This window comes from Candidatus Seongchinamella marina, assembly GCF_026262685.1.
Taxonomy (GTDB): Bacteria; Pseudomonadota; Gammaproteobacteria; order Pseudomonadales; family Halieaceae; genus Halioglobus; species Halioglobus marinus.
The window spans coordinates 265,666-288,846 of record NZ_SHNP01000001.1; the positions used below are offsets into that span (position 1 = coordinate 265,666).

At 53.8% G+C, this 23,181-nt stretch carries 25 protein-coding genes; 20 read left to right on the plus strand and 5 right to left on the minus strand.

Features of this window, described 5'->3' with window-relative positions; genetic code table 11:
* Nucleotides 1-47: 47 nt before the first annotated feature.
* The gene (locus EYC87_RS01035) at nt 48-1,124 is read left to right on the plus strand and encodes a hypothetical protein (protein WP_279251224.1); all 1,077 of its coding nucleotides are present in this window, start codon (nt 48-50) and stop codon (nt 1,122-1,124) included.
* A gap of 29 nt (nt 1,125-1,153) precedes the next feature.
* Here the strand turns inward: EYC87_RS01035 and EYC87_RS01040 are convergent, their stop codons facing one another.
* Nucleotides 1,154-1,471: an MGMT family protein gene (locus EYC87_RS01040; RefSeq protein WP_279251225.1), complete on the minus strand. Its 318-nt coding sequence runs from the start codon at nt 1,469-1,471 to the stop codon at nt 1,154-1,156.
* A gap of 82 nt (nt 1,472-1,553) precedes the next feature.
* On the opposite strand from EYC87_RS01040, the gene EYC87_RS01045 reads away from it, so the two are divergent.
* The 19 genes from EYC87_RS01045 to rnhB all read left to right on the plus strand — a co-directional run bounded on the left by EYC87_RS01045 (nt 1,554) and on the right by rnhB (nt 19,737).
* A complete protein-coding gene (locus EYC87_RS01045; protein WP_007230895.1) occupies nt 1,554-2,546 on the plus strand; it encodes a DUF481 domain-containing protein in 993 nt (330 codons plus the stop codon).
* Nucleotides 2,547-2,605: 59 nt separating this feature from the next.
* Nucleotides 2,606-3,031 (plus strand): FxsA family protein, encoded by a 426-nt coding sequence (locus tag EYC87_RS01050; RefSeq protein ID WP_007230893.1) that lies wholly within the window; start codon nt 2,606-2,608, stop codon nt 3,029-3,031.
* 204 nt (nt 3,032-3,235) lie between these two features.
* Nucleotides 3,236-3,526 (plus strand): co-chaperone GroES, encoded by a 291-nt coding sequence (locus EYC87_RS01055; RefSeq protein ID WP_007230887.1) that lies wholly within the window; start codon nt 3,236-3,238, stop codon nt 3,524-3,526.
* A 54-nt stretch (nt 3,527-3,580) separates the two neighbouring features.
* Entirely contained in the window at nt 3,581-5,227 is a 1,647-nt protein-coding gene (gene groL / locus EYC87_RS01060; RefSeq protein WP_279251226.1) for a chaperonin GroEL, read from the plus strand.
* A gap of 215 nt (nt 5,228-5,442) precedes the next feature.
* Nucleotides 5,443-6,138 carry a crotonase/enoyl-CoA hydratase family protein gene (locus EYC87_RS01065; RefSeq protein WP_279251227.1) on the plus strand — a complete coding sequence of 232 codons (696 nt, stop codon included), beginning with the start codon at nt 5,443-5,445 and terminating at the stop codon, nt 6,136-6,138.
* A gap of 113 nt (nt 6,139-6,251) precedes the next feature.
* Nucleotides 6,252-6,878 (plus strand): urate hydroxylase PuuD, encoded by a 627-nt coding sequence (locus tag EYC87_RS01070; RefSeq protein ID WP_279251228.1) that lies wholly within the window; start codon nt 6,252-6,254, stop codon nt 6,876-6,878.
* Between the two features lie 149 nt (nt 6,879-7,027).
* On the plus strand, nt 7,028-7,756 hold the full coding sequence (gene pyrH / locus EYC87_RS01075) for a UMP kinase (protein ID WP_279251229.1): 729 nt from the start codon (nt 7,028-7,030) through the stop codon (nt 7,754-7,756).
* Between the two features lie 25 nt (nt 7,757-7,781).
* The gene (gene frr, locus EYC87_RS01080; RefSeq protein WP_279251230.1) at nt 7,782-8,339 is read left to right on the plus strand and encodes a ribosome recycling factor; all 558 of its coding nucleotides are present in this window, start codon (nt 7,782-7,784) and stop codon (nt 8,337-8,339) included.
* 28 nt (nt 8,340-8,367) lie between these two features.
* Nucleotides 8,368-9,150 carry a polyprenyl diphosphate synthase gene (gene uppS, locus EYC87_RS01085; RefSeq protein ID WP_279251231.1) on the plus strand — a complete coding sequence of 261 codons (783 nt, stop codon included), beginning with the start codon at nt 8,368-8,370 and terminating at the stop codon, nt 9,148-9,150.
* Nucleotides 9,143-9,979 carry a phosphatidate cytidylyltransferase gene (locus EYC87_RS01090; protein WP_279251232.1) on the plus strand — a complete coding sequence of 279 codons (837 nt, stop codon included), beginning with the start codon at nt 9,143-9,145 and terminating at the stop codon, nt 9,977-9,979. The genes uppS and EYC87_RS01090 overlap by 8 nt, the downstream gene beginning before the upstream one ends.
* Nucleotide 9,980: 1 nt before the next feature.
* Nucleotides 9,981-11,195: a 1-deoxy-D-xylulose-5-phosphate reductoisomerase gene (gene ispC / locus EYC87_RS01095; protein WP_279251233.1), complete on the plus strand. Its 1,215-nt coding sequence runs from the start codon at nt 9,981-9,983 to the stop codon at nt 11,193-11,195.
* Entirely contained in the window at nt 11,195-12,550 is a 1,356-nt protein-coding gene (gene rseP, locus EYC87_RS01100; protein ID WP_279251234.1) for an RIP metalloprotease RseP, read from the plus strand. Before ispC ends, rseP begins: the two co-directional genes overlap by 1 nt.
* A gap of 62 nt (nt 12,551-12,612) precedes the next feature.
* Nucleotides 12,613-15,198, plus strand: coding sequence for an outer membrane protein assembly factor BamA (gene bamA, locus EYC87_RS01105; RefSeq protein WP_423243957.1), 2,586 nt, complete (start codon nt 12,613-12,615; stop codon nt 15,196-15,198).
* Between the two features lie 28 nt (nt 15,199-15,226).
* Entirely contained in the window at nt 15,227-15,745 is a 519-nt protein-coding gene (locus tag EYC87_RS01110; RefSeq protein ID WP_279251235.1) for an OmpH/Skp family outer membrane protein, read from the plus strand.
* Between the two features lie 10 nt (nt 15,746-15,755).
* Nucleotides 15,756-16,766, plus strand: a complete 1,011-nt coding sequence (gene lpxD, locus EYC87_RS01115) for a UDP-3-O-(3-hydroxymyristoyl)glucosamine N-acyltransferase (RefSeq protein ID WP_279251889.1) — start codon at nt 15,756-15,758, stop codon at nt 16,764-16,766.
* Between the two features lie 19 nt (nt 16,767-16,785).
* A complete protein-coding gene (fabZ, locus tag EYC87_RS01120; RefSeq protein ID WP_007227490.1) occupies nt 16,786-17,217 on the plus strand; it encodes a 3-hydroxyacyl-ACP dehydratase FabZ in 432 nt (143 codons plus the stop codon).
* Nucleotides 17,214-17,984, plus strand: a complete 771-nt coding sequence (gene lpxA / locus EYC87_RS01125; protein WP_007227174.1) for an acyl-ACP--UDP-N-acetylglucosamine O-acyltransferase — start codon at nt 17,214-17,216, stop codon at nt 17,982-17,984. Before fabZ ends, lpxA begins: the two co-directional genes overlap by 4 nt.
* Nucleotides 17,985-17,999: 15 nt before the next feature.
* Nucleotides 18,000-19,142 (plus strand): lipid-A-disaccharide synthase, encoded by a 1,143-nt coding sequence (gene lpxB / locus EYC87_RS01130; RefSeq protein WP_279251236.1) that lies wholly within the window; start codon nt 18,000-18,002, stop codon nt 19,140-19,142.
* Nucleotides 19,135-19,737, plus strand: a complete 603-nt coding sequence (rnhB, locus tag EYC87_RS01135) for a ribonuclease HII (protein ID WP_007227594.1) — start codon at nt 19,135-19,137, stop codon at nt 19,735-19,737. Before lpxB ends, rnhB begins: the two co-directional genes overlap by 8 nt.
* Before the next feature lie 23 nt (nt 19,738-19,760).
* Here the strand turns inward: rnhB and EYC87_RS01140 are convergent, their stop codons facing one another.
* Genes EYC87_RS01140 through EYC87_RS01155 form a run of 4 tightly spaced genes read right to left on the minus strand, consistent with a single transcriptional unit; the run spans nt 19,761 to nt 23,156 of the window.
* On the minus strand, nt 19,761-20,336 hold the full coding sequence (locus tag EYC87_RS01140; RefSeq protein WP_007227319.1) for a BON domain-containing protein: 576 nt from the start codon (nt 20,334-20,336) through the stop codon (nt 19,761-19,763).
* Nucleotides 20,337-20,339: 3 nt separating this feature from the next.
* Nucleotides 20,340-20,942 (minus strand): D-sedoheptulose-7-phosphate isomerase, encoded by a 603-nt coding sequence (locus EYC87_RS01145; protein WP_279251237.1) that lies wholly within the window; start codon nt 20,940-20,942, stop codon nt 20,340-20,342.
* 17 nt (nt 20,943-20,959) lie between these two features.
* Nucleotides 20,960-21,319, minus strand: coding sequence for a YraN family protein (locus EYC87_RS01150; RefSeq protein WP_279251238.1), 360 nt, complete (start codon nt 21,317-21,319; stop codon nt 20,960-20,962).
* Between the two features lie 40 nt (nt 21,320-21,359).
* Nucleotides 21,360-23,156, minus strand: a complete 1,797-nt coding sequence (locus tag EYC87_RS01155) for a penicillin-binding protein activator (RefSeq protein ID WP_279251239.1) — start codon at nt 23,154-23,156, stop codon at nt 21,360-21,362.
* Between the last annotated feature and the right edge of the window lie 25 nt (nt 23,157-23,181).

The window sequence follows — 23,181 nt, forward strand, 5'->3', positions numbered from 1 at the left end:
GTGCACAAGAAAAAGCCGACGAGAAAATTTAGCGTGGAGGAGATTTTTTGAAAAAGCTTGTCTTGCATATCGGCATGGCAAAAACGGGAACCAGTTCTATTCAGGAAACGCTGGGGTTGGACTCTGTACAGTTGGCAGAGCAGGGCGTTTACTATCCTCCCTGGAAGCCTTATAACCATTCTTTTATGTTTACAGCTCTGTTTCTGCGCGACCCTCAAAAAAGCTTTTATTACAGGCAGCTATCGCCGATATCAGATGAGTCCTGGGCGCAAGAGGTTACACGCTTGAAGGCGCTGTGGCATGATTTTTTTGAATCGTTCACGCAGGGCACTTGCATCGTATCTGCTGAAAATCTGGGCCGTTTATCTGCTGATGAAATATCTTCTCTCAAGGACTTTGTGGCCCCTTGGTTTGACGAACTTATAGTAGTAGCTTACGTGAGAGACCCGTTACAAGCTCTGAGAAGCAAATGGGAGCAAGACGTAAAGGAATTACGCGAGCCTTTAACGGGCCAGGAGTTACTTACTAAAACCAAGCATCAAATGAACTATCGCTTTTTTGAGCGCTGGATAGAAGCCTTTGGCCGAGACAACTTCAGGCTCAGGCGATTCGAGCCTAGTCGGTTTGTGGGCGGAAATTTGCTCACAGACTTCCTTCATACGGCCTCAATCACTCTTCAGAATGATCTCGTCATTTCTGAACGGGAGAGTAATCAATCTCTGGGTGAAGAAGGCACAGCATTGCTTCTCGCAATGAACGCTCGTTATCCATGGTATTCGGATGCCGGATACAATCAGGACCGTGGCATGGTCCGAAGGCAGCATTTATTTTACAAGGCGATGCGTGAATCCGGTGCGGGGCCTTTGCGTGTTAATGTTCTCTTTGATGAAGTTGAAGCACAGAATTTCAATTTAAAGATTGATTACCTTAATTCGCTGCTTCCAACGAGGGACCGTTTCGATGAAGTTGCAGCAAGTACTGAATTGACAAAGCTGCCAGACTCCTCATCTATCCCTGCCGAGTACGTGGTCGAGTTGGTCAACGGATTGAGTCATCTGGTCGATGATATGGCTGACAGAACTGATCATTTGCAGAATATGAAGGCAAAGCTCCCGGAGAATTGAAAAAGCGGGATTTGCGGAGGTTCGCGCAGTTACTGAAAAGCTCGGTAGCGTTTAATTTCCAGCGTACCATTGGTTTTGAATCGCACCCCTTCTGCTTCTAGTCGCTCTTGTTGGGTATACTTCGAAGCTGAACCTCTGGGAAAGGAAATTCGCCCCTGGGCATTGATGATCCTGTGCCACGGGATAGTCGTTTCCTTGGGTAGGCGCTTCAAGGCTAGGCCCACTCGCCGCGCGGCACCTGGCATGCCGGCTTGTTGCGCGATATCGCCATAGGTAGCGACCCTTCCTTCTGGAATAAGCGCGACCACTTGCCAGATACGATGATCAATGTCGGGTTCGTTTTGCACTGCTATAAAAGTGAGGTATAGGTAACCAATGTTTTATAAATATAGATTGCCCCATCCTGACGCGAGGCACTTACTTTGGGTAATGCTTCTGGGAATGGCACTGGCCTCCTCGGCAACCGCGGACCGTCTGCATTTCGCTGACGGAGAGTCTATCACCGGTACATTCGCGGGGATAGCGGACGGCCACGTGCAATGGACCTCTGTCATTCTGGGTGATCTCTCGATAGGCCAAAACCACGTTGAGTATATCGAAAGTGGTTCCCACTTTGATCTGCAGACGACGGGATCTGAGTTGAGCAATTGTTGGATGTTCATTCAGCAAACCAAGCAGCATCTTCACTGCGATCAGGGCGTGCAGCGACTGGGCGATTGGACCCTGGTTGTCGCAGCGGGAGAGACCATCACACAGCCTCAACCTTTATTACAGCAAAAGGGCGGGTTGATCCTGGCTCTGGAAGATTCGGCGGGTAATTCGGAGATCACCAGGTACGATATCAACGCCAGAACTGAGCTTCGCTATCTCGAGTCGCGGCATACCATTGCCCTGCGTTACCAGGACGAGAGTTCTAATGGAGACAAAACCAGAGAGTCATGGTTAGGTAGTTATCAATACGACCAGTTCTTCACTGATCAGTGGTTTGCCACCGGCAATGCGTTTTATGAAGAAGATAAATTACGGGAGTTGGACCAGCGAGCTTCTGTCGGTTTGGGAATGGGCTACCAGTTTTTAGAAACTCCTTATTTTGATCTTTTAGGCAAAGGCACACTCAACTACGTCGACGAACGGTTCACAACGGGTGTTACCCGCGATCGCCCGGCTTTTCTATGGAATCTTGATTTCGCCTGGCGAGTCAATGATCAGGGCGTGGAGGTTTTTCATCGTCATGCGGCACTGCAGTCGTTTGAAAAGCAGAGCGATTACGAGGTGAACACCACGACAGGCCTGAAATATCCAATCAATGGTGCTTTTAGTTCTATTTTCCAGTTGGAATATAACTACGACAATCTGCCAGCAGAGGAGTCTATTGATAAGGTAGATCGTAAGTGGTCAGTGGGTGTTAACTATGACTGGTAGCCTTCGCGGCTTGTTTTCCCGCTGATCACCCCCATACTTGCCACTTACGGAGAGCAATTATGCGATTCTTTTTCATGCTCCTGCCCTGGCTGGAGTTATTTACCCTGATTCAACTGGGCATAGAGACCAGTGCCCTCACGGCCATTTTTTACGTTCTTGCCACCCTGACACTGGGAGTGTTGGTGCTGCGCCGGCAGGGAATGCAAATGATTGGGCGCTTACAGGGCGTGCAGCAGGGCAAAGTACTCGGGTCTGAGTTGCTGGTGGACGATATGGCCATGGGGCTTGCGGGAGTGTTGTTGATGTTTCCTGGAATGATCTCCGACTTTGCCGCAGTGGTGGTGATCATAGGTCCGCTGAGAAGGCGCCTGGCAAAAGCACTGGGCGGCCAACAGCCCCAACCCTATGCTCCAAAGCGAGATTTTGAGAGCGACGTCACTATCGAGGGGCAGTTTACGCGTATTGACGAGGAGGATTCGAAGTAAGTTGTTGATTAATATATATTTATTTTCTTAAAGCAGCGAGTCGATTAATTTTCATTCCCCCTTGACTCGGTCAAAACCCTGACTAGAATTAGCACTCTCATAAAAAGAGTGCTAATTCGCCCTTGAAAAGGGTTTTTAGCGCCCCCATTGAGCTTTCAACCCTTCGGGGTCTCTCATAACACTGTAATTAGGAGAAAGAGACACATGAGCATTCGTCCGCTGTACGACCGCGTGGTCGTTCGTCGCAACGCAGAGGAAGAAACCACCGCAGGAGGTATTTTGCTGCCTGGTTCCGCCAAAGAAAAACCCAACCAAGGTGAAATCATCGCCGTAGGTGAAGGCAAGGTTCTGGACAGTGGCGACATTCGCCCGCTGGCCGTGAAAGTCGGTGATACCGTGGTTTTTGGCCAGTACGCTGGCAGCAACACCATCGAAATCGACGGTGAAGAACTGATCATTATGGGTGAGAGCGAAATTTTCGCGGTTGTCGACTAAGACACCCCTCCCCATTTTTCGAGAAACAGATTGAGTATTTTAAGGATCTAAGACATGGCAGCTAAAGACGTAATATTTGGCGACGACGCTCGCGCTCGTATGCTGAAAGGCGTGAATGTTCTCGCCGATGCAGTAAAGGCAACTCTGGGGCCCAAGGGCCGTAACGTAATTCTGGATAAGTCCTTCGGTGCACCCACTGTGACCAAGGATGGCGTATCCGTAGCAAAAGAAATCGAACTGAAAGACAAGTTTGAAAACATGGGCGCACAAATGGTTAAGGAAGTGGCTTCACAAGCTTCTGACGCGGCCGGCGACGGCACCACCACAGCCACCGTACTGGCTCAATCCATTGTCAATGAAGGCCTAAAGTCCGTTGCCGCTGGCATGAACCCCATGGACCTCAAGCGCGGTATCGACAAAGCCGTTGCAGCTGCTGTGGAGAAGGTACAGGAAGCGTCTATCCCCTGTGCAGACACCAAGGCAATTGCCCAGGTGGGTACTATCTCCGCAAACTCTGACGCTCAGGTGGGTGACATTATCGCTGAAGCGATGGAGAAAGTAGGCAAGGAAGGCGTTATCACCGTTGAAGAGGGTTCTGGCTTAGAAAACGAGCTGGACGTGGTCGAAGGAATGCAGTTCGACCGCGGCTACCTGTCTCCTTACTTCATCAATAACCAGGACAGCATGAGCGTTGAATCCGAAGCGCCATTCATCCTGCTGGTTGACAAGAAAATCTCTAACATCCGCGAGCTTCTGCCCCTTTTGGAGCAGGTTGCCAAGGCGTCCAAGCCACTGATCATCATCGCTGAAGATGTTGAAGGTGAAGCGCTGGCCACCCTGGTAGTGAATAACATGCGCGGTATCGTAAAAGTTGCTGCCTGTAAGGCCCCTGGCTTCGGTGATCGCCGCAAGGCTATGTTGCAAGACATCGCTATCCTCACTGGCGGTACTGTCATTTCTGAAGAAGTTGGCATGGACCTCGAGTCGGCTACCCTGGAGCACTTGGGCAGCGCCAAGCGTATGACCATGGACAAGGACAACAGCACTATTATTGACGGTGCAGGCGACGCAGCTGCTATTCATGCGCGTGTTGGCGAGATTCGCACCCAGATTGAAAATACCTCCTCCGACTACGATCGCGAGAAGCTGCAAGAGCGCGTAGCCAAATTGGCGGGCGGTGTTGCAGTTATCAAGGTTGGCGCTGCCACCGAGATCGAAATGAAAGAGAAGAAAGCGCGCGTTGAAGATGCGTTGCACGCCACTCGCGCCGCGGTTGAAGAAGGTGTGGTAGCTGGCGGTGGTGTTGCACTGGTACGCGCTATTGCCGATATTGCAGATCTCAAAGGCGACAACGAAGACCAAAACCACGGCATCGCGGCAGCACTGCGTGCAATGGAAGGTCCTCTGCGTCAAATCGTTGGCAACGCAGGCGACGAAGCTTCGGTTGTCCTGGATAAAATCCGTCAAGGTGAAGGTAACTACGGCTACAACGCGGCTACCGGTGAGTACGGAGACATGATCGAAATGGGTATCCTCGATCCAGCTAAGGTCACTCGCACCGCGCTGCAGGCCGCAGGTTCAGTCGCAGCACTGATGATCACCACTGAGGTGATGGTTGCTGACTCTCCGGATGATGGCGCTGGCGGTGCACCTGCCATGCCCGATATGGGCGGCATGGGCGGCATGGGCGGCATGATGTAAACCCCGCTTCTGCAAGCACCTCGAAAGCCCGGCATCCGCCGGGCTTTTTTATTCCCAAGGTGCGTCTCTAGAGGCAGGAAGCCGGCAGGGGGCGTGGCTGGGAATGTTGACTGTACTCGTCTCGAAGCAAGCTCCCAAAAACCAAACTAGCCAATTCCGCCAACTTCAATTAACGTACCCACCTCAAATTTCAGCACGTTCATCAGGAGTGCCACGTGAGCCAAATCGTACAATTTGCCGAAGAAGAAAAGTATTCCCTGATTACCCTGGATGATGGCAAGGCCAATGCAGTGTCATTCGTCATGCTGGACCAGCTTAATTCAGCGCTTGATCAGGCTGAGGAGGCTGGCAAGGTGGTTGTCATCACGGGTCGGCCTAGTAAGTTCTCTGCCGGCTTTGATCTCTCGGTGATGAGCCAGGGCGGGGAGCAGGTAATGAAGTTGGTTAGTGGCGGTGCCGATTTCGCCAAGAGAATATTGCAGTTTCCTACTCCCGTGGTCATAGCTGTGACCGGACATGCCCTGGCGATGGGCGGCATAATGCTGATGACCGCCGATTATCGTATTGGCATTGCCGGAGACTATAAGCTGGGGCTCAACGAAGTTGCCATTGGAATGAGTATGCCGCGCTTTGGTGTGGAAATCGCCCGGTCCAGGCTGGCCCCGGCTCACTTTGAACTCTCGGTCAATTGCGCGTATTTGTATGACGCGGAAGGGGCTGTGGAGGCGGGTTACCTGGATGAAGCGGTAGAATCAGGCCAGCTGATGTATCGCGCCGTCGCCATTGCTGAGCAGCTTTCTGGCCTGAATATGGAGGCCCACAAGAACACCAAGAGCAGGGTCCGTGCCCCACTGCTGCGGGCTTTGGAAGAGGCAATGGAGCTGGACTTCGCCGAGGGCGGCGGCTTGTAGTGAGTCGATCAAATGAGGCGTTTTTCATGGGCGGGTAAGACGACGTTTCACGCTCTTGAGCAAAGTGTATAATAGGGCAGGTAACACAAAAAAAATGAAAAGGGGTTAGGGTTATGAGCAGTATTGTTTTGGAATTTATTTTTCGTTGGGCACACGTCCTGTTCGGTATTACCTGGATAGGTTTGCTCTACTATTTTAACTTTGTGCAAACAGAGTACTTCAAAGAAGCCGAAGCAGACGCCAAGGCCGATGCCGTTAAAAAGCTCGCTCCGCGCGCGCTGTGGTGGTTCAGGTGGGGTGCGATGTTTACCTTCCTGACGGGACTTGTCCTGCTGCACCAGGTCGGTGCCACCGTCAACATCATGGGTATGCCAGCGATATGGATGGGAGCACTTGCAGGTACCCTGATGTTCCTCAATGTTTGGCTCATCATCTGGCCCAAGCAACAGATTGTTATCGGCCTTAAGGAAGGCGATGGCCCATCAGCTGCAGCTAAGGCTGGTTTGGCGTCTCGCACCAATACCTTGCTTTCTGGTCCCATGCTTTTCGGTATGCTTGCCTCCAAGCACCTGCCGATTGACGCCAGTGCTGCCGGACTCGGAGCCTGTGTAGCACTGATTCTGGCCCTGGAAGCCAATGCACTGTTTGGCAAGACTGGTCCAATGACCAGTGTGAAGGGTGTCATTCACTGTAGTGTCGGCCTGACTGCGGTAATTTGGGCACTGCTGGCGTTTATTTAGACACTAAGCTGCTACCCAAGCCCGCCCTGTCCAGGGCGGGCTTTTTATTGTCGATAAAAGGCATCTGGCCTGTTTATTTCCCCAAATTCACACTGTGGCAGGGAGCCGTTGTCCTGTAAGATACTGCCCCATCTTAAGAGAGGTATTTTATGGCGCAGATATCGGGTGATAAGAAGTATAAGCGCATTCTGCTAAAGCTCAGTGGTGAAGCGCTGACGGGTAGCGAAAATTTCGGCATCGACCCCAAGGTTTTGGACCAGATGGCCCTGGAAATAGGGCAACTGGTGGGTATCGGTGTTCAGGTTGGCTTGGTTGTGGGCGGCGGGAATCTATTTCGCGGCGCTGCACTGCAAAGCGCTGGCCTTGATCGCGTCACCGGTGACCATATGGGGATGCTGGCCACGGTGATGAATGCGCTAGCTCTGCGAGACGCCCTGGAGCGCTCTAATATATCGACACAAGTGATGTCCTCCATCCCTATGAGTGGCGTGGTCGATCATTACGACAGACGCAAGGCGATTCGTGCCCTGGGCAATGGTGATGTGGTTATTTTTGCCGCCGGCACTGGAAACCCGTTCTTTACGACTGATTCATCGGCTTGTCTTCGCGGTATAGAGGTGGATGCTGAGTTAGTGTTGAAAGCGACCAAGGTAGATGGGGTTTACTCCGCTGATCCGATGAAAGTAAAAGATGCGATTAAATACGATCGCCTCACCTATGATGAGGTGTTGGATAAAAAGCTTGAGGTCATGGATCTTACTGCAATTTTGCTGTGCCGGGATCACGAGATGCCGGTGAGAGTTTTTCAAATGGAGAAACAGGGCGCGCTGCTGAACATTGTTCGTGGCGGCCAAGACGGCACTCTGATCGAGGGATAGTCGAGCCTATAAAGGAAACTGAATAATGATTGACGATGTAAAAAAAGAAGCCGACGAACGCATGTCCAAGAGCCTCGATGCTCTGAGTCACAACTTCAATAAAATCCGCACGGGGCGGGCTCACCCCAGTCTGCTTGATGGTCTGCGCGTAGAGTACTATGGCGCTGAAACGCCATTGAACCAGATGGCGAACGTGAATGTGGAAGACGCTCGCACGCTGTCACTGACTGCCTGGGACAAAACCATGATCCCGGCGATCGAAAAAGCGATCATGAAATCCGATCTCGGACTGAATCCGGCAACAGCGGGTGAAGTCATTAGAATTCCTATGCCCATGCTGACCGAGGAAACGCGCAAGGGTTATATCCGTCAGGCTCGCCATGAGGCTGAGTCTGCACGCGTATCTGTGCGCAACGCTCGTCGGGATGCCAATGCGATGCTCAAGGAATTGGAAAAAGATAAAGAAATAAGCGAGGACGATGAACGCCGTGGTCATGATGGAATTCAAAAAGTGACTGACAGTTACATTGCCCAGGTTGAAAAGATGTTGGCTGCTAAAGAAGCCGACCTGATGGAGATCTAGGGTCTAGTACCCTGGAACTTTGACCTTTATGTCCAGTGGCGCCTTCCCCAGAGACGAGTCTGACGCAGGGCCGATGGTAATTCCTCGCCATGTTGCCATCATCATGGATGGCAATAACCGTTGGGCCAAACGCAATGGTGTTCCTGGGCCTGCCGGCCACCGCGCAGGGGTTGAGGCCGTGCGCAATATATTGCGTGCCTGCCGTCACCACGGTGTCGAAGTGCTCACAGTCTTTGCTTTTAGCAGCGAAAACTGGGGGCGTCCACTCCCCGAAGTTCGTGCTTTGCTGGCCTTGCTTTCACGCTATCTGCGCAGTGAGGTGCGCGAGTTAAACAAGGACGGCATCCGCTTGCGTTTTATTGGTGAGCGCACCCGGTTCAGTGCGCGTTTACAGCGCTTGATGCAGCAGTCCGAGCACTTGACCGCCGGCAATGCTGAGGCGACGCTGGTGATAGCGGTTGATTATGGTGGTCAATGGGACATTGCCCAGGCTGCGCAAAAACTCGCTCTTGAGGTGCAAGCCGGCCGGCTCGTGCCTCAGGATATCACCCCTGAATTAATCGATAGCCACATCTCGGTGGCAGATTTACCCAGACCAGATCTCTGTATTCGCACTGGCGGTGACGCCAGAATCAGCAATTTCATGCTCTGGCAATTTGCCTACAGTGAGCTTTATTTTACCAATACACTTTGGCCTGACTTCGGCGAGCTTGAGTTTGCACGGGCGCTGGCTGATTACAGTCGTCGCGAGCGTCGTTTCGGATTGCGTGATCCAGACAGTATAGCGGCAGGGGGTTCACTCGATGCTTAGACAGCGGGTCATCACTGCCCTGGTTATGGTGGGGCTGTTTCTGGCTGCAGTTGTGTTCCTGTCAGTTAGCGCTCTGGCGGTAGTACTCGGGTTACTGGTTTTGGCAGGGGGCTGGGAGTGGTCTCGCATGGCGGGTTGGGAGTCTGGCCTTGCCCGGGCTCTGTTTGTCTTTGTGCTGGCGGCAACGCTGGTCGCCCTGGGGATTCACTGCCAGTTGCTGGCAGAACCTTCCCGAGAATTAGTACAACCTGTGTTGGGCCTGGCTTGTCTGTGGTGGTCTTTCGCGCTGCTGTGGGTAAAGAGCTACCCGGGCAGCGCAATGATGTGGAGTAATCGGTTCATGCGCAGCCTGATGGGGCTGTTGATCCTGGCCCCTGCCTGGACGGCGGCCGTTTATCTGCTGAGTTACCCCATGGGCGGCATGCTGATGGTGTTGATGGTACTTATTGTGGCGGCGGCAGACATTGGTGCTTACTTTGCCGGCAAGGCCTTGGGTAAACACAAATTGGCGCCGGAAGTCAGCCCGGCCAAGACCTGGGAAGGTTTTTGGGGCGGTGAATTGGCGGTGGCTATTATCGCGCTCCTGGTGTGGTATTTCCTGCCTGCTCAAGGTGCACATATCAGTTTGTTGACCGCACTGACAGTGGCGCTGGCGACCAGCATGGCCTCGGTGGTGGGCGACTTATCTGTGAGCATGGTTAAGCGCGAAAGTGGCACTAAGGACAGCGGCAGTCTGCTGCCCGGGCACGGTGGGGTATTGGATCGTCTCGATAGTTTGTGTGGCGCCGCCCCTGTGTTCGCTCTCGGCCTGCTGCTGGCGGGGTGGTGAAGTGACAGCCTCTCTGCGCCAGGTCAGTGTATTGGGGTCCACCGGATCGATTGGGGTGAGTACGCTTGATGTCATTGCCAGGCATCCGGGGGATTTTGCAGTCTACGCATTGGCCGCCAACCGGTCAGTGGAGGCGATGCTGGCGCAATGTTTGCAGCACCAGCCTCAATTTGCGGTGATGATGGACGAAGCCGCTGCCCAGCTACTGAGTGATCAATTACCCACAGATAGCCAGACTCAGGTCTTACAGGGAGAAGCTGGGCTTACTCAAGTGGTGACGGCTCCTGAGGTCGATAGCGTGATGGCGGCTATTGTGGGTGCAGCTGGCCTGCCTTCTACGCTCGCTGCCGCGAACGCGGGTAAAACCGTGTTGCTGGCCAACAAGGAATCGTTGGTCATGGGCGGACACCTGCTGATGCAGGCGGTACGAGAGTCCGGGGCCAGACTTTTGCCCATCGATAGCGAACACAACGCCATTTTTCAATGCATGCCAGTGGATGAGCAGGCCCGCCCGATGCGCGACGGAATCAGCAAGGTGTTGCTGACTGCCTCTGGTGGGCCTTTCCGCAGCTGGACTTATGAACAGATGTACAACGCCACTCCCGACCAGGCCTGTGCCCACCCCAATTGGTCTATGGGGCGTAAAATTTCAGTCGATTCAGCCAGTCTGATGAACAAGGGGCTGGAGTTTATTGAGGCCTGCTGGATTTTTGACCTGACCCCGGATCTGGTGGACGTCGTTGTTCACCCACAGAGCATTATTCACTCTATGGTGCAATATTTAGACGGCTCTGTGCTCGCGCAGTTGGGCAATCCGGATATGCGCACGCCCATCGCCTATGGACTGGCTTGGCCTGAACGGCTGGTCTCCGGGGTAGCGCCACTTGACCTGATTGCCGCCGCCCGTCTAGATTTTGAGGCGCCTGATGAATCCCGTTTTCCCTGTCTACGTTTGGCCAGGGAGGCAGTGGCCGCGGGTGGCACTGCCATGGCCGTTTGCAATGCCGCTAACGAAATAGCAGTGCAAGCATTCCTGGATGAACAACTTCGATTTACCGATATTCCCTCTATTATCGAGGGTGTAATGGAGAAAGTGAGCATTGTTGAACCCACGGCCTTGAACGTGGTCGAAAATGCAGACAACGAAGCCAGAGAGGTCGCACGTGACCTTCTGGCAACTATGACCGGGCACACCCCGGAAGCGAACCTGGCCTGATGGACATGCTTTACACTATTTTTATCACCCTTGGCACACTGGCCGTTTTGGTTGCGGTGCACGAATACGGACACTTTTGGGTGGCCCGTAAGTGCGGAGTTAAGGTACTGCGTTTCTCTATTGGTTTTGGTACGGCTCTGGCCAGTTGGAAAGATAAGCAGGGAACCCAATACAGTGTTGCGGCCATTCCTCTTGGCGGCTACGTGAAGATGCTTGACGAGCGCGAGGGCGAAGTTCCCGAGGAGTTACTGGACCAGACGTTTAATCGCAAGCCTGTGCTTCAGCGTATCGCCGTTGTTGTGGCCGGTCCGCTGGCCAATCTTATACTGGCGGTTGTCGCTTATTGGTTCCTGTTCATGGCAGGGGAAACAGGCTATGCACCGGTTGTTGGTGATGTAGAGATCGGGTCAATTGCCGATGTGGCCGGTTTGGAAGCCGGACAGGAAATAGTAGCGGTTGACGATATCGATACTCCCACCTGGCAGGCCCTGAGTTTTGCCTTGCTCGATCGGATAGGGGATACCGGCACCATCAATTTTACGGTCAAGTACTCTGGGTCAGATATGGTTTACCAGTCTGAAGCTGCGATTGATCGCTGGCTTTCAGAGCAGGAGCAACCAGACTTGTTCGGCGGCCTGGGCCTTATTATGTACACCCCGGACGTGCCACCGGTTGTCGATAGCATTGTTGACGGTGGTCCGGCGCAGCGCACGGGATTGCAGCCGGGTGATCGAATTCTCAGCGCCGATGGCGTTGCTATGGAAAAGTGGATGGACTGGGTAAAACACGTTCGCTCCAGGCCGGAACAAGCGATAGTTCTAGAATACGAACGCGGAGAACGCTTGCTGACCGGGGAAATTGTGCCCGATCGTCTAACCGATGAGGATGGCGTCGATTTTGGTCGGGTAGGGGTCAGCGTAGCGATTCCGGAGATGCCCCAGGAACTGGTTCGCAGTTTCGACCGTGGCCCGATTGAAGCCGCTGGGGCCGCCGTGGTTCGCACCTGGGATTTAATGGGTTTCACCGTAAATTCTATTAAGAAGATGATCATGGGCCTGATATCGCCAAAAAACTTGAGCGGCCCCATTACCATTGCTAAAGTGGCGTCCGCCTCGGCCAAGTCCGGCCTGGAGTCCTATATAGGCTTCCTCGCTCTGCTTAGTGTCAGTCTAGGAGTGTTAAACTTACTGCCTATCCCTGTGCTGGACGGCGGACACCTGCTTTTTTATACGGTAGAGCTATTGGCTGGACGCCCAGTACCTGAGAAAATACAGGCGCTGGGTTATCAGCTAGGCCTATTTCTGGTGCTGGGGATGATGATGCTGGCCTTATATAACGATTTTACGCGCCTGTAACTCTGGCCGAAGAAAAAACACGATAATAGCCTCGCAGGCGTAACCCGTTGATTGAGTGAATTTTGATAAAAAGACTGACCCAATACCTGGCGCTGGTACTGATTTTTTCGGTCCCCGTTGCCTCTGCCGAGACATTCCTCATCTCCGATATCCGGGTGGAGGGGCTGCAGCGTATTTCCGCCGGTAGCGTTTTCGCATCGCTACCCGTCGGTGTTGGCGATATGGTCGATGAGTACGCTATTCGAGCGTCCGCCCGAAGCCTGTTTGCCACCGGTAACTTCGACGATATTCGTATTGGCCGCGACGCCAATGTGCTGGTAGTCGTGGTGGCAGAGCGCCCCAGTATCAGCGAAATTAATATCGATGGTAACAAGGCCATTGAAACCGAAGCCCTGCTGGATGGCCTCAAGGGCTCTGGCCTTGCCGTCGGACAAGTGTTCCAGCGTTCCACGCTGGAAGGTATGCAAATGGAACTGCAACGCCAGTATGTGCAGCAGGGTCGTTACGACGCTTCCATTGATACCGAAGTGCTTCCTGAACCGCGCAACCGGGTGGCGATTAATATCGATGTCGACGAAGGCACCGTGGCCGCAATTAAGCATATCAATGTGGTTGGTAACGAGATATTTGTCGACGAAGATCTTGACGATATTTTCGAGTTGAAGACCACTGGGTGGCTTTCGTTCTTTACTAATGACGATAAGTATTCCAAAGAAAAACTCACCGGTGACCTGGAAACCCTGACTTCCTATTACATGGACAGGGGCTACCTTCAGTTCCGAATTGACTCAACCCAGGTGTCGGTGTCTCCCAATAAGGAAGAGGTGTATATCACTGCCAATGTCAGCGAAGGTGACAAGTTCACCGTGGGAAAGGTCGATTTATCGGGCGACCTGGTGTTGCCAGAGCAGGACTTGCGGCGCTTCCTGTTGGTTGCAGAGGGTCAGACTTTCTCCCAGCAGTTGGTAACTTCCACTGAGGAGTACATGACGCGACGGTTGGGCAATGAAGGCTACAACTTCGCCAAGGTGACTGGAATACCGGAGGTTGAAGAGGGTAACAATGTAGTTTCGATGAAGTTCTTCGTTGACCCCGGTAAGCGCACTTATGTGCGTCGCATCAGCTTTAAGGGAAACATGAGAACTGCCGATGATGTGCTGCGCCGGGAAATGCGGCAGATGGAAAGTTCACCTGCTTCTGCCTCCAAGATTGAGCAATCGCGGGTGCGGCTTGAGCGCCTGGGTTTCTTCAGCCGTGCCACCGTGGAGACCCCGCAGGTTGCAGGACATGACGATCTTATTGACGTGGAGTTTGAGGTGGAAGAGCAGTCATCCGGCAGTATTGGTGCCAGCTTTGGTTATGCCCAGGATGCGGGGTTGATTCTCGGACTGAATCTGCAGGAGGACAACTTCATGGGAACCGGCAAGCGGGTCGGTATTAACCTGAATTCGTCCAAGTACCAGGACATTTACAGCTTCAACTACACCAATCCCTACTTCACAGAGGATGGCGTCAGCCGCGGCTTTAACCTGTTCTATCGCTCTACAGACCTGTCAGAAGTGAACGTTGCCAGCTATACCACTGATACTTATGGGGCAGCACTAAACTTTGGCTACCCGATTAAGGAAACCCAGCGTCTGGGCTTCAGCTTTGGTATTTCTGATACTGAAATTACCGCTGGCCGATACGCAGTGCAAGAAATTAAGGCCAGTCCGCGTTTGGAAGAAAGCGTCGATTATTGGTTCGACAGCACCCAGCTGCAGGACGGGACGTTCGCCGATGTCGAGGAGGTCATGCCGATTGCAGACATCCCGTTTGACTACCTCACCATCCCCGAAGAACTGGGCTTTTTGGATGAAAACGGAGATAACTATCTCAACTGGACTGTTACCTCCAGTTGGAGCCAGTCCACCCTGAACCGGGGAAGGATGGCGACCCGCGGTACCTCGAACTCAGTGTCATTTGAGGTTTCTATGCCCGGTTCGGATCTTGAGTTTTACAAACTGATCTACCGCGGTGAAATTTATATTCCTATCAGAGGGTCTTGGACCGCGCGCCTGCGGGGCGAGCTCGGTTATGGTGATGGATATGGAGACACTACAGAACTGCCTTTCTACGAGCACTTCTTTGCTGGAGGCTTCGGCTCGGTGCGAGGTTTCGAAAGCAATACCCTTGGTCCAAGGTCGACACCGGCTGAGTTGTATACCGCTCGTCAGCCAGTGACCGGGATTGATGATGAAGGCAACCCCACCGAGATAGGTGGGCCGAACGGACAGCAATTTGGCTACGTCGGTAATGACGGGAAGCTGCTGGTGGAAACCCTGCGAGACGACCCCGACCCCTTTGGCGGCAACGTGTTAGTTGAAGGCAGTGCAGAATTGTTGTTCCCGCTGCCGTTTATCAAGGACCGGAGCAAACTGCGCTCCGCATTCTTTGTGGATGTAGGCAACGTGTTTAATACCAAGTGTGCCCCCAGCCAGGTCAATTGCTTCGATGTTGATGCGGACGAGCTGCGCTACTCAGTGGGTGTCGGTGTTACCTGGATAACCGGATTTGGCCCGATGACATTCAGTCTTGCCAAACCACTCAACGCAGGCCCTGAGGACGAGGAAGAAGCCTTCCAGTTCACTCTGGGTCGTGGATTCTGATTTTAATATCTAAACCATGGAGATAAACGTGTTTAAATTTTTGAAAGTTAGTATTGTCGCATTGGCGCTTACCGTGCCCGCCGTGGCAATGGCACAAGGCAAGATTGCAGTAGTCAACCTGCAGGAAGCCATTCTGCAAACAGACGCCGCTCAACAGCGCCTCAACGAAGTTCGTGGCCAGGACGATTACCAGGCAGATAAGGCCGAGTTCGATAAGTTGAAGAAAGAATTTGATGAGCTGGTGAAAAAATTCCAGAAAGATGCGGCAGTAATGAGCCAGGAGCAGCAGCTCGCTGCGCGGCAGAAGCTCGCCAACAAGCAGTCAGACCTGGAGCACGTTACCGGCAAACTGCAACAGGCGGAACAAGGCGCAGGTCAGGCCCTGCTGCAAGAGTTGTCACCCAAAGTGCAGGAAGTCTTGCGTGATCTGATCACTACCGAGGGTATTGGTCTTCTACTTCAGCAGTCTTCTGTCATTCACGCTGATGCCGGATACAGTATAACGGCCAAAGTCACTGATAAGCTGAATCAGCTGCCGACTCAGTAATATTGTCGTGATGACTCTCGGGGAGTTGGCGCAACGATTTAATCTGACCTTGTCAGGTGACGCCCAGCGCTCCGTATCGGGTTTGGCCACTCTAGGCGGAGCCGGGCCCGATCAGGTCAGCTTTATTGCCAGCAGAAAATATCTTGAGCAATTAGCCGATACCGCTGCGGCAGCAGTGCTTATCCACCCCGATTTCGCCGATCAATGCCCTGTTGATACCCTCGTCACCGAGGATCCCTATCTTGCTTTCGCAAGAATGACCTCGTTATTTGATCGGTCTTCCCGGACTGCAGTGGGCGTGCATCCAGCCGCAGTGGTTTCTGCTGAGGCTGAAGTCGCCGACAGCGTCAGGATAGCCGCCAACGCGGTGGTGGAAGCTGGCGCAGTTATTGGGGAAGGAGTTGTCATTGGTGCAAATGCCTATGTCGGCGCAGGCAGTCGGATCGGGGCTAATACCTGCCTGAATCCCGGTGTCATCGTTTATCACGATGTTTGGCTGGGTGCGCGTTGCATCGTACACAGCACTGCGGTGTTGGGCTCAGATGGTTTTGGTTTCGCACCGGGGCCAGAAGGTTGGGAAAAGATCCATCAATTGGGAGGGCTGCGAATTGGGGATGATGTCGAGATTGGTGCCGGAACCACCATTGACCGCGGTGCGCTGGAGCATACGGTCATTGAAGACGGTGTCATCATTGATAACCAGGTGCACATTGCGCACAACTGTCGCATCGGAAAAAATACCGCGATCGCTGGTTGCACCGGTATGGCAGGAAGCACGATCATAGGCGCTAACTGCACCGTGGCAGGCGCTGTTGCCTTATCGGGTCATATTGAAATCTGCGACGGCGTCCATATTACCGGTATGAGCATGGTGACGCGGTCTATTACCGAGCCAGGCGTCTACTCTTCCGGTGTCCCTGCGTCACCCAATAGAGAGTGGCGCAAGAATGCGGTGCGTTTTTCACAGCTGGACGGCATGCACAAGCGTCTGGCGGCCATTGAGAAAGGAAGCGCGCCCTAGAACAAGGAAACATCTCCTGATGATGGATATAGAACAAATTCGGCAGCATCTGCCGCACCGCTATCCTTTTCTTCTGGTGGATAGGGTGGTGGAGCTCAATCTTGGTGAATCCATCGTTGCCTACAAGAACCTGACAATTAACGAACCTTTTTTTGACGGGCACTTCCCCGGTCAGCCAGTTTTTCCCGGCGTTTTGCTGGTTGAGGCCATGGCTCAGGCGGCCGGCATTCTCGGTTTCAAGACCATGAACAAGACCCCGGCAGATGGCTCAATTTACTATTTTGTTGGCGCCGACAAACTGCGTTTTAAGCGGCCTTGTGTGCCTGGTGACAGGGTAATGCTGCGGGCTTCTATCATTTCTGACCGTCGTGGTATTTGGAAGTTTGCTGTCAGTGCAGATGTGGATGGAGAACTGGCAGCCTCTGCGACGATTCTCTGCGCTGATCGATGATTCACGAAACCGCCATTATCGAACCGGGTGCTCGCCTAGCCGACGATGTTAGCGTTGGGCCCTGGTCTTTGGTGGGGGCTAATGTCGAAATAGGTCCCGGCACGATCATTGAACCTCATGTAGTGATTCGTGGCCCTACTGTTATAGGGGCAGGTAATCACATTTATCAATTTTCCAGTATTGGCGAGGCTACTCCCGATCTTAAATATCGTGATGAACCGACCAAGCTGGTAATCGGTGACAACAATGTTATTCGCGAGAGCGTGACGATTCACCGGGGTACCGTGCAGGATCGGTCTGAGACCACCATAGGCAATGAAAATTTACTGATGGCCTATGTGCATATCGGCCATGACTCAATTTTAGGCAATAATACGATTCTGGTGAATAATACTGCCCTGGCAGGGCACGTGCGCATCGGTGACTGGGCAATCCTCAGCGGCTATACCCTGGTGCATCAGTTCTGCAAGATCGGAGCACATAGTTTCAGTGGTATGGGCACAGCCATTGGTAAAGACGTGCCTGCCTACGTCACGGTTAGCGGTTCGCCAGCCGAGGCCAAGACCATTAATATTGAGGGCCTGCGTCGCCGAGGTTTTTCTGCTGAAGCGATCAGTCAATTACGTCGAGCTTTCAAAATTCTCTATCGACAGGGCCTGACCCTCGAACTGGCGCTACAACGCCTCGAAACTATGCTGCGGGAAACACCAGAGATTCAGGTGTTAATCGATTCCGTGCGCTCCTCGGAGCGAGGCATCGTTCGCTAAATCCCGGGAGGCACTTTGCGTATTGGCGTACTGGCCGGAGAAGCCTCCGGTGATATCCTTGGATCCAGAGTCCTTAAGGAACTGCGGGCACAGTGCGATGAATTGATCGTGGAAGGTATCGGCGGTCCGTTGATGGAAGCACAGGGCCTCACCAGTATGTTCCCCATGGATCGCCTCTCGGTCATGGGCTTTGTCGAGCCGCTTAAGCGACTTCCCGAGCTATTGCATATTCGCCGGGCCGTGTTCGAGCATTTTCGTGACAACCCACCCGACATTTTTCTGGGTATAGATTCTCCCGACTTTAACTTACGGCTGGAGCGCAAGCTTCGTGAGCAGGGAATCAAGACTGCTCATTTAGTGAGCCCCTCGGTTTGGGCCTGGCGTCAGGGCCGAGTCAAGAAGATCAAGCAGTCGGTAGATCTCATGCTTTGCCTGTTTCCGTTTGAGACCCAGGTGTATCAGGACCATCAGGTCCCCGTTCGGTTCGTTGGACATCCTCTGGCGGACGAGTTGCCCAATCGTGTGGACGCCCTGGCTGCGCGTCAGGCCCTGGGGTTGGCAACTGATAATAAGCTGCTGGCCATGTTACCCGGTAGTCGCAGTGGAGAGGTGAGTCGTTTGGCGCCCGCTTTTTTGGCTGCCGCGCGGCTGCTTTGGCAGCAGAACCCGCAGTTGCGTTTCGTTATGCCTGCGGCCAACACTGCACGAGAAGTCGAATTAAAGGCCCTCTTGGCACAACAGCCGGACCTTCCTGTCACGCTGGTTTGCGGACACTCGAGAGAGACGATGGCCGCCGCTGATGCCGTTCTCCTGGCATCTGGCACGGCCACCTTGGAGGCCGCGTTGACCAAGCGACCGATGGTAGTGACTTATCGCATGGCGGCTTTTTCCTGGTGGCTGGTGACGCGGCTGGTGAAAATCAGCTTCGCGGCATTACCTAACGTATTAGCTGGACGTTCAGTCGTTCCCGAATTGCTGCAGAATGCGGCGGTCCCTGAGGCCATGGCGGCAGCGATTGAACCGTTACTGGCTGATGAGGCGATAGCGAACCAACTGCAGGCTTTTGACCGTATTCATGCGCAACTGAAGCAGGGCTACGCGGCCAAAAGCGCAAATGCCTTATTGCAGCTTCATGAAGGAAACCGGGTCGATGGATGATCTGTTTCAGGTGAGTTACAAGGGCATAGATATCGCCGGGGTTGACGAGGTGGGGCGGGGGCCGCTGGCGGGTGATGTTGTCACCGCCGCCGTTATTCTCGATCCTTCAAATCCTGTCGAAGGCCTGCGTGATTCCAAAAAACTCAGTGAATCGCGGCGCGAGGAGCTGGCAATAATAATTCGTGAAAAAGCGATTGCCTGGTCTATTGCCAGGGCGTCTGTCGCTGAGATCGATGAGCTGAATATTCTTCAGGCGTCGCTGCTGGCGATGAAGCGGGCGGTGGAGGCACTAACACCCCAGCCAGGATACGTGCTGGTCGACGGTAACCGACTGCCTCAGTGGTCCTATCCATCAGAGCCTGTGGTAAAGGGCGATGACAGGGTGCCTGCTATTGCGGCCGCCTCGATACTGGCGAAGGTGCAGCGCGATAACGAACTGGTTGCGCTGGAACAGAAGTATCCAGGCTATGGTTTTGCGGCACATAAGGGATATCCCACCGCCGCTCATCTGCATGCATTACAGTCACTGGGGGTGACACCAGTGCATCGTCGTAGCTATGCACCAGTGCGGAGAATTATCGAAGCCCAGGGTTGAGCGTGGTCAGGGCTGGTGCTATTTCAGTCCAGTAATTCAAATAATTTTACCACTCGTTGCACCCCGGAAGTGTCGGCTGCCTCGGCCGCAATGCGTTCTGCTTCGGTCCGGGTGGCTAGCCCCATCAGATAGACGACGCCATTCTCGGTGACTACTTTGACCCGGTTTCCCTGAATGTCTCCACTGGCCAGCATGAAGGATTTTACCTTGCTGGTAATCCAGGTGTCTGAGGTGCGTGTCATGCCCGAACTGGGAGCAGCGACCTCCAGTTCGTTGTAGATGCGCCTCACTCCTCGCACTTCCTTTACAACGCCGGTGGCTTGATCTTTCAGTGCCTGGGTGGAGACCTGGCCCGCAATGAGCACATAGCCGTTATAGCTGACGATGACCAGGTGGGCCTTATCAAAGGCGTCGTTGGCGGCGCGAACATTGACCATAGCCTTGGTTTCAATACTTTCATCCTCCAGCCAGCGGCCCATTGTTCTCTCTCCCTCCTCTTCTTCAATGGGCTCCGCTTCCATCGTGGCAAGCATGCTGCCGCAGCCACCGAGACTGAGTAAGCCAATGCTGAACAGTGCGAGTAGTAGGCGTTGAGTCATGATTTATGTTTCCTGGTTGTAGTCGCCAAAAAGGCTTAATTCAATAAGTTGATACAGGCTTTGCAAAGCCATCGTGTGCAGTTCGATATGCTTTGAACGGGAAGGTGCCTGGATCTGCATGCATGGGTCACCGGCGTTGAGCAAAGAGGCCAGGTCGCTGTTTTCGCTGGTTATAAGCGCCACCGTTAACATGCCTCTCTCCCTTGCTGCCTCTAATGCTATCGGCAGGTCCGATGATCCCGGGCCGCTGTCGATGAGGAGTAACAGGTCGTTTTCCTGGCCGAGTGCGCGAATTTGACGAGCATAAAGCTGTGCCCGGTCGTCGCTGCCGGTGGTGCCGGACAAGATGGCGCTGTCAGCGCTGAGGTTGAATGCCGGTAGGGCGGGGCGCTCATGCTCAAGGCCACTGAGCAGGCAATGGCAGAATAACTGGCATAGCGCTGCGTCTGGCCCATTGCCGCAGCAAAAAATTTTGCCATCCTGCAGTAGCACTTGAGTGATGAGTTCACTGCTCTGGGCGATGGGAGCCGCCAGTTGATCCACCGACATGGCAATAGATTCAATGGTGTCTTGAAAACGCTCGGCAATGATCTGATAGTAGTCCACTGATGCCCCTGGCTGATTCAGTTGGTAAAGGCCCCGCGTATCCACTGCGGGCTATCGTTCGTTGTGGATTGTCGCGGCTCAAAGGTGATCACGTCAAATCTACAGGGCAGATTTGCAAGTTTTGTGTGGCGTTGCAGGAAAAACTGGGCAGTGCGCAGCAATCGCTGTTGTTTGCGATAGTCCACCGAGGCCGCTGCTGTTGCGAAGCGCGGGTTTCGGCGCGCCCTAACCTCAATAAAGACCAGGTAATCATGGTGCCTGGCGATCAAGTCGATCTCACCGCAGTGGCAGCGATAATTGCAAATGAGGACCTCAACGCCTTGCAGTGACAGGAAGTGTGCGGCGCGTCGTTCGTACTCATCGCCTAACTGCTTCATGCTGATCCCCGGCATTAACTGTGCTCAAGGGACAGTGTAACTACAGTGACTTGAGACGGTCGCCATCAAATCTGGCCGGCGGCAGTTCGCGCACTATTTGCAGCTGTGAGTTCATCGTCAACAAGCCAGTATCTCCGCGAATGAGTGCATCTGGTCCCGCTTGCAGTTGTACCAGACGTGATTGCAGTAAATAGGCGTCTGCGCCCAGGGCATTGAGTCGGGTGTAGTAATCGCTGTTGGCGCCAACAAGGGATTGTTGCAGCGCTGGGTTAGAGCCCAGTAACCAGGGCAGCTCGACAATGGTGGTGCCGTTCAAATCCTGGTTGCGACTGTCATCTCGTGCACCATACGCACTGGAGCTTGCGTAAACCGGCAACGCACCGGCGTAGTGGAAGGCCAGTAGCGGCTTGATTGCGCGTGCCTCTTCTGGTGTGCGACTCAACATAAAGACAGTGTCGAGGTCTGCTCGTCGCCTGGGTGTAAACTCCAGGTTGATGGCCAGCATGTCGCGTAGTTTGCGACGCCGTTGCTCACTTGCTTCGATGCCCAGGCCACTTTTGACGCTACTGGAATAGTCGTCCTTACCGGTGTAACTGATCACCTGAGTGGTGGTGCCTCCCAATGCCCGCCACTGCTCGTCCAGGGCCGATTCCATTTCGTCGCCCCAGCGACCCGCCGGGCGGAGGACCAATGCGCGGCGGCCACCGTCGCCAAATGCCAGGCGGGCCAGTTGTCTGGCTTCGTCTGCTGGCGCCAGCGATAGCTGTACCAGAGCGGTAGCGCTTGTTGCGACCGGCTGATCAATGCGGTTCAGGGCAATGGTTGGTACAACTCGATTGGTTTGTTTCGCCAGCTCAGCGACTGAGGCTTTACTCAAGGGGCCAACCACTAGCTGCGCACCCTGCTGAACGGCGACCGTGTAGGCCTCGGTCGCAGAACCATACAGGTCTGAGTCAATCACCTTTATTTCTGTTGGGGCATCGCCCTTGTTTCTGGCCGTGAAATAGTGCGCCAGATAACCGTCGCGAATGGCTTTACCTGCTGGTGCGAGACGGCCGCTCAGCGGAAGCACCAGCGCAACCTGTTGTGGCGTCACTGCCGGCTCCAGCATGTATTCAAGGCCGCCAGGAAGCGGCGAAGCAGCAGGGTGGCCAGGGTAATTGATCTGCCAGCGCGGCAGGGCAGTGCGGAGCGTCGTTGCATTGTCATTGGCGATGTTTGCCAGTTCCAGCCAGCCTAGCCAGGTTGGATCTGCAGCGCTTGACCTGGCCTGTGCAATCTCGCTTTCCGGGCTGCGCTGCAGGTCGTGCCATAGGCTGCGCTTGAGTCCGGGCAGGTCCTTTGCCGGTGCAATTTCCATAATGCGGACACCCAGGCGCGCGCTATCCAAGTACGCTCTTTGCAGGCTCAGCAAGTGCCGCTGAAAATTGTATGATCGATAGGCAATACCGAGGGCGACCTCGGGGCGGTCCAGCGCTTTTAGTCTGGTACTGGCCTGAACCTGATCCCCGCGCACGTAGTCTATTCTCGCCAGCAGGTAATCCCGATAATCCCTGTCGTTGCGGGTGAGCGCTTCCTCGTCCAGTAACGCTAAAACGGTGGAGGCGGTCATCCAGTCCAGCTGTCGCAGTGCCTCATCAGCCTCAGCAAATTGTGGGTGGAATTGCGACGGCGGCAGCTGCACATTTGTTTCGCTAGTCTGATTCTTAAATGTGCTTTGAGTGGTGGAGGTGCCGGCACTCTTGTCTTGTGGCGGCACAGAACCGCAGCCCTGAAGCAGCAGGGCTATTAATGCCAGGGCGGCCGGGTGAAGAAACTGGGATTGTTTTACTGTCATGCTATGCTGCGTCGCTCAATAAGGT

What these genes read in the sequence shown, in the direction of transcription:
- EYC87_RS01045 (WP_007230895.1), top strand. Translation starts at nt 1,554, where the DNA reads ATGCTTCTGGGAATGGCACTGGCCTCCTCGGCAACCGCGGACCGTCTG.
- EYC87_RS01050 (WP_007230893.1), top strand. Translation starts at nt 2,606, where the DNA reads ATGCGATTCTTTTTCATGCTCCTGCCCTGGCTGGAGTTATTTACCCTG.
- EYC87_RS01055 (WP_007230887.1), top strand. Translation starts at nt 3,236, where the DNA reads ATGAGCATTCGTCCGCTGTACGACCGCGTGGTCGTTCGTCGCAACGCA.
- groL (WP_279251226.1), top strand. Translation starts at nt 3,581, where the DNA reads ATGGCAGCTAAAGACGTAATATTTGGCGACGACGCTCGCGCTCGTATG.
- EYC87_RS01070 (WP_279251228.1), top strand. Translation starts at nt 6,252, where the DNA reads ATGAGCAGTATTGTTTTGGAATTTATTTTTCGTTGGGCACACGTCCTG.
- pyrH (WP_279251229.1), top strand. Translation starts at nt 7,028, where the DNA reads ATGGCGCAGATATCGGGTGATAAGAAGTATAAGCGCATTCTGCTAAAG.
- frr (WP_279251230.1), top strand. Translation starts at nt 7,782, where the DNA reads ATGATTGACGATGTAAAAAAAGAAGCCGACGAACGCATGTCCAAGAGC.
- uppS (WP_279251231.1), top strand. Translation starts at nt 8,368, where the DNA reads ATGTCCAGTGGCGCCTTCCCCAGAGACGAGTCTGACGCAGGGCCGATG.
- EYC87_RS01090 (WP_279251232.1), top strand. Translation starts at nt 9,143, where the DNA reads ATGCTTAGACAGCGGGTCATCACTGCCCTGGTTATGGTGGGGCTGTTT.
- rseP (WP_279251234.1), top strand. Translation starts at nt 11,195, where the DNA reads ATGGACATGCTTTACACTATTTTTATCACCCTTGGCACACTGGCCGTT.
- lpxD (WP_279251889.1), top strand. Translation starts at nt 15,756, where the DNA reads ATGACTCTCGGGGAGTTGGCGCAACGATTTAATCTGACCTTGTCAGGT.
- fabZ (WP_007227490.1), top strand. Translation starts at nt 16,786, where the DNA reads ATGATGGATATAGAACAAATTCGGCAGCATCTGCCGCACCGCTATCCT.
- lpxA (WP_007227174.1), top strand. Translation starts at nt 17,214, where the DNA reads ATGATTCACGAAACCGCCATTATCGAACCGGGTGCTCGCCTAGCCGAC.
- rnhB (WP_007227594.1), top strand. Translation starts at nt 19,135, where the DNA reads ATGGATGATCTGTTTCAGGTGAGTTACAAGGGCATAGATATCGCCGGG.
- EYC87_RS01140 (WP_007227319.1), bottom strand. Translation starts at nt 20,336, where the DNA reads ATGACTCAACGCCTACTACTCGCACTGTTCAGCATTGGCTTACTCAGT.
- EYC87_RS01150 (WP_279251238.1), bottom strand. Translation starts at nt 21,319, where the DNA reads ATGAAGCAGTTAGGCGATGAGTACGAACGACGCGCCGCACACTTCCTG.
- EYC87_RS01155 (WP_279251239.1), bottom strand. Translation starts at nt 23,156, where the DNA reads ATGACAGTAAAACAATCCCAGTTTCTTCACCCGGCCGCCCTGGCATTA.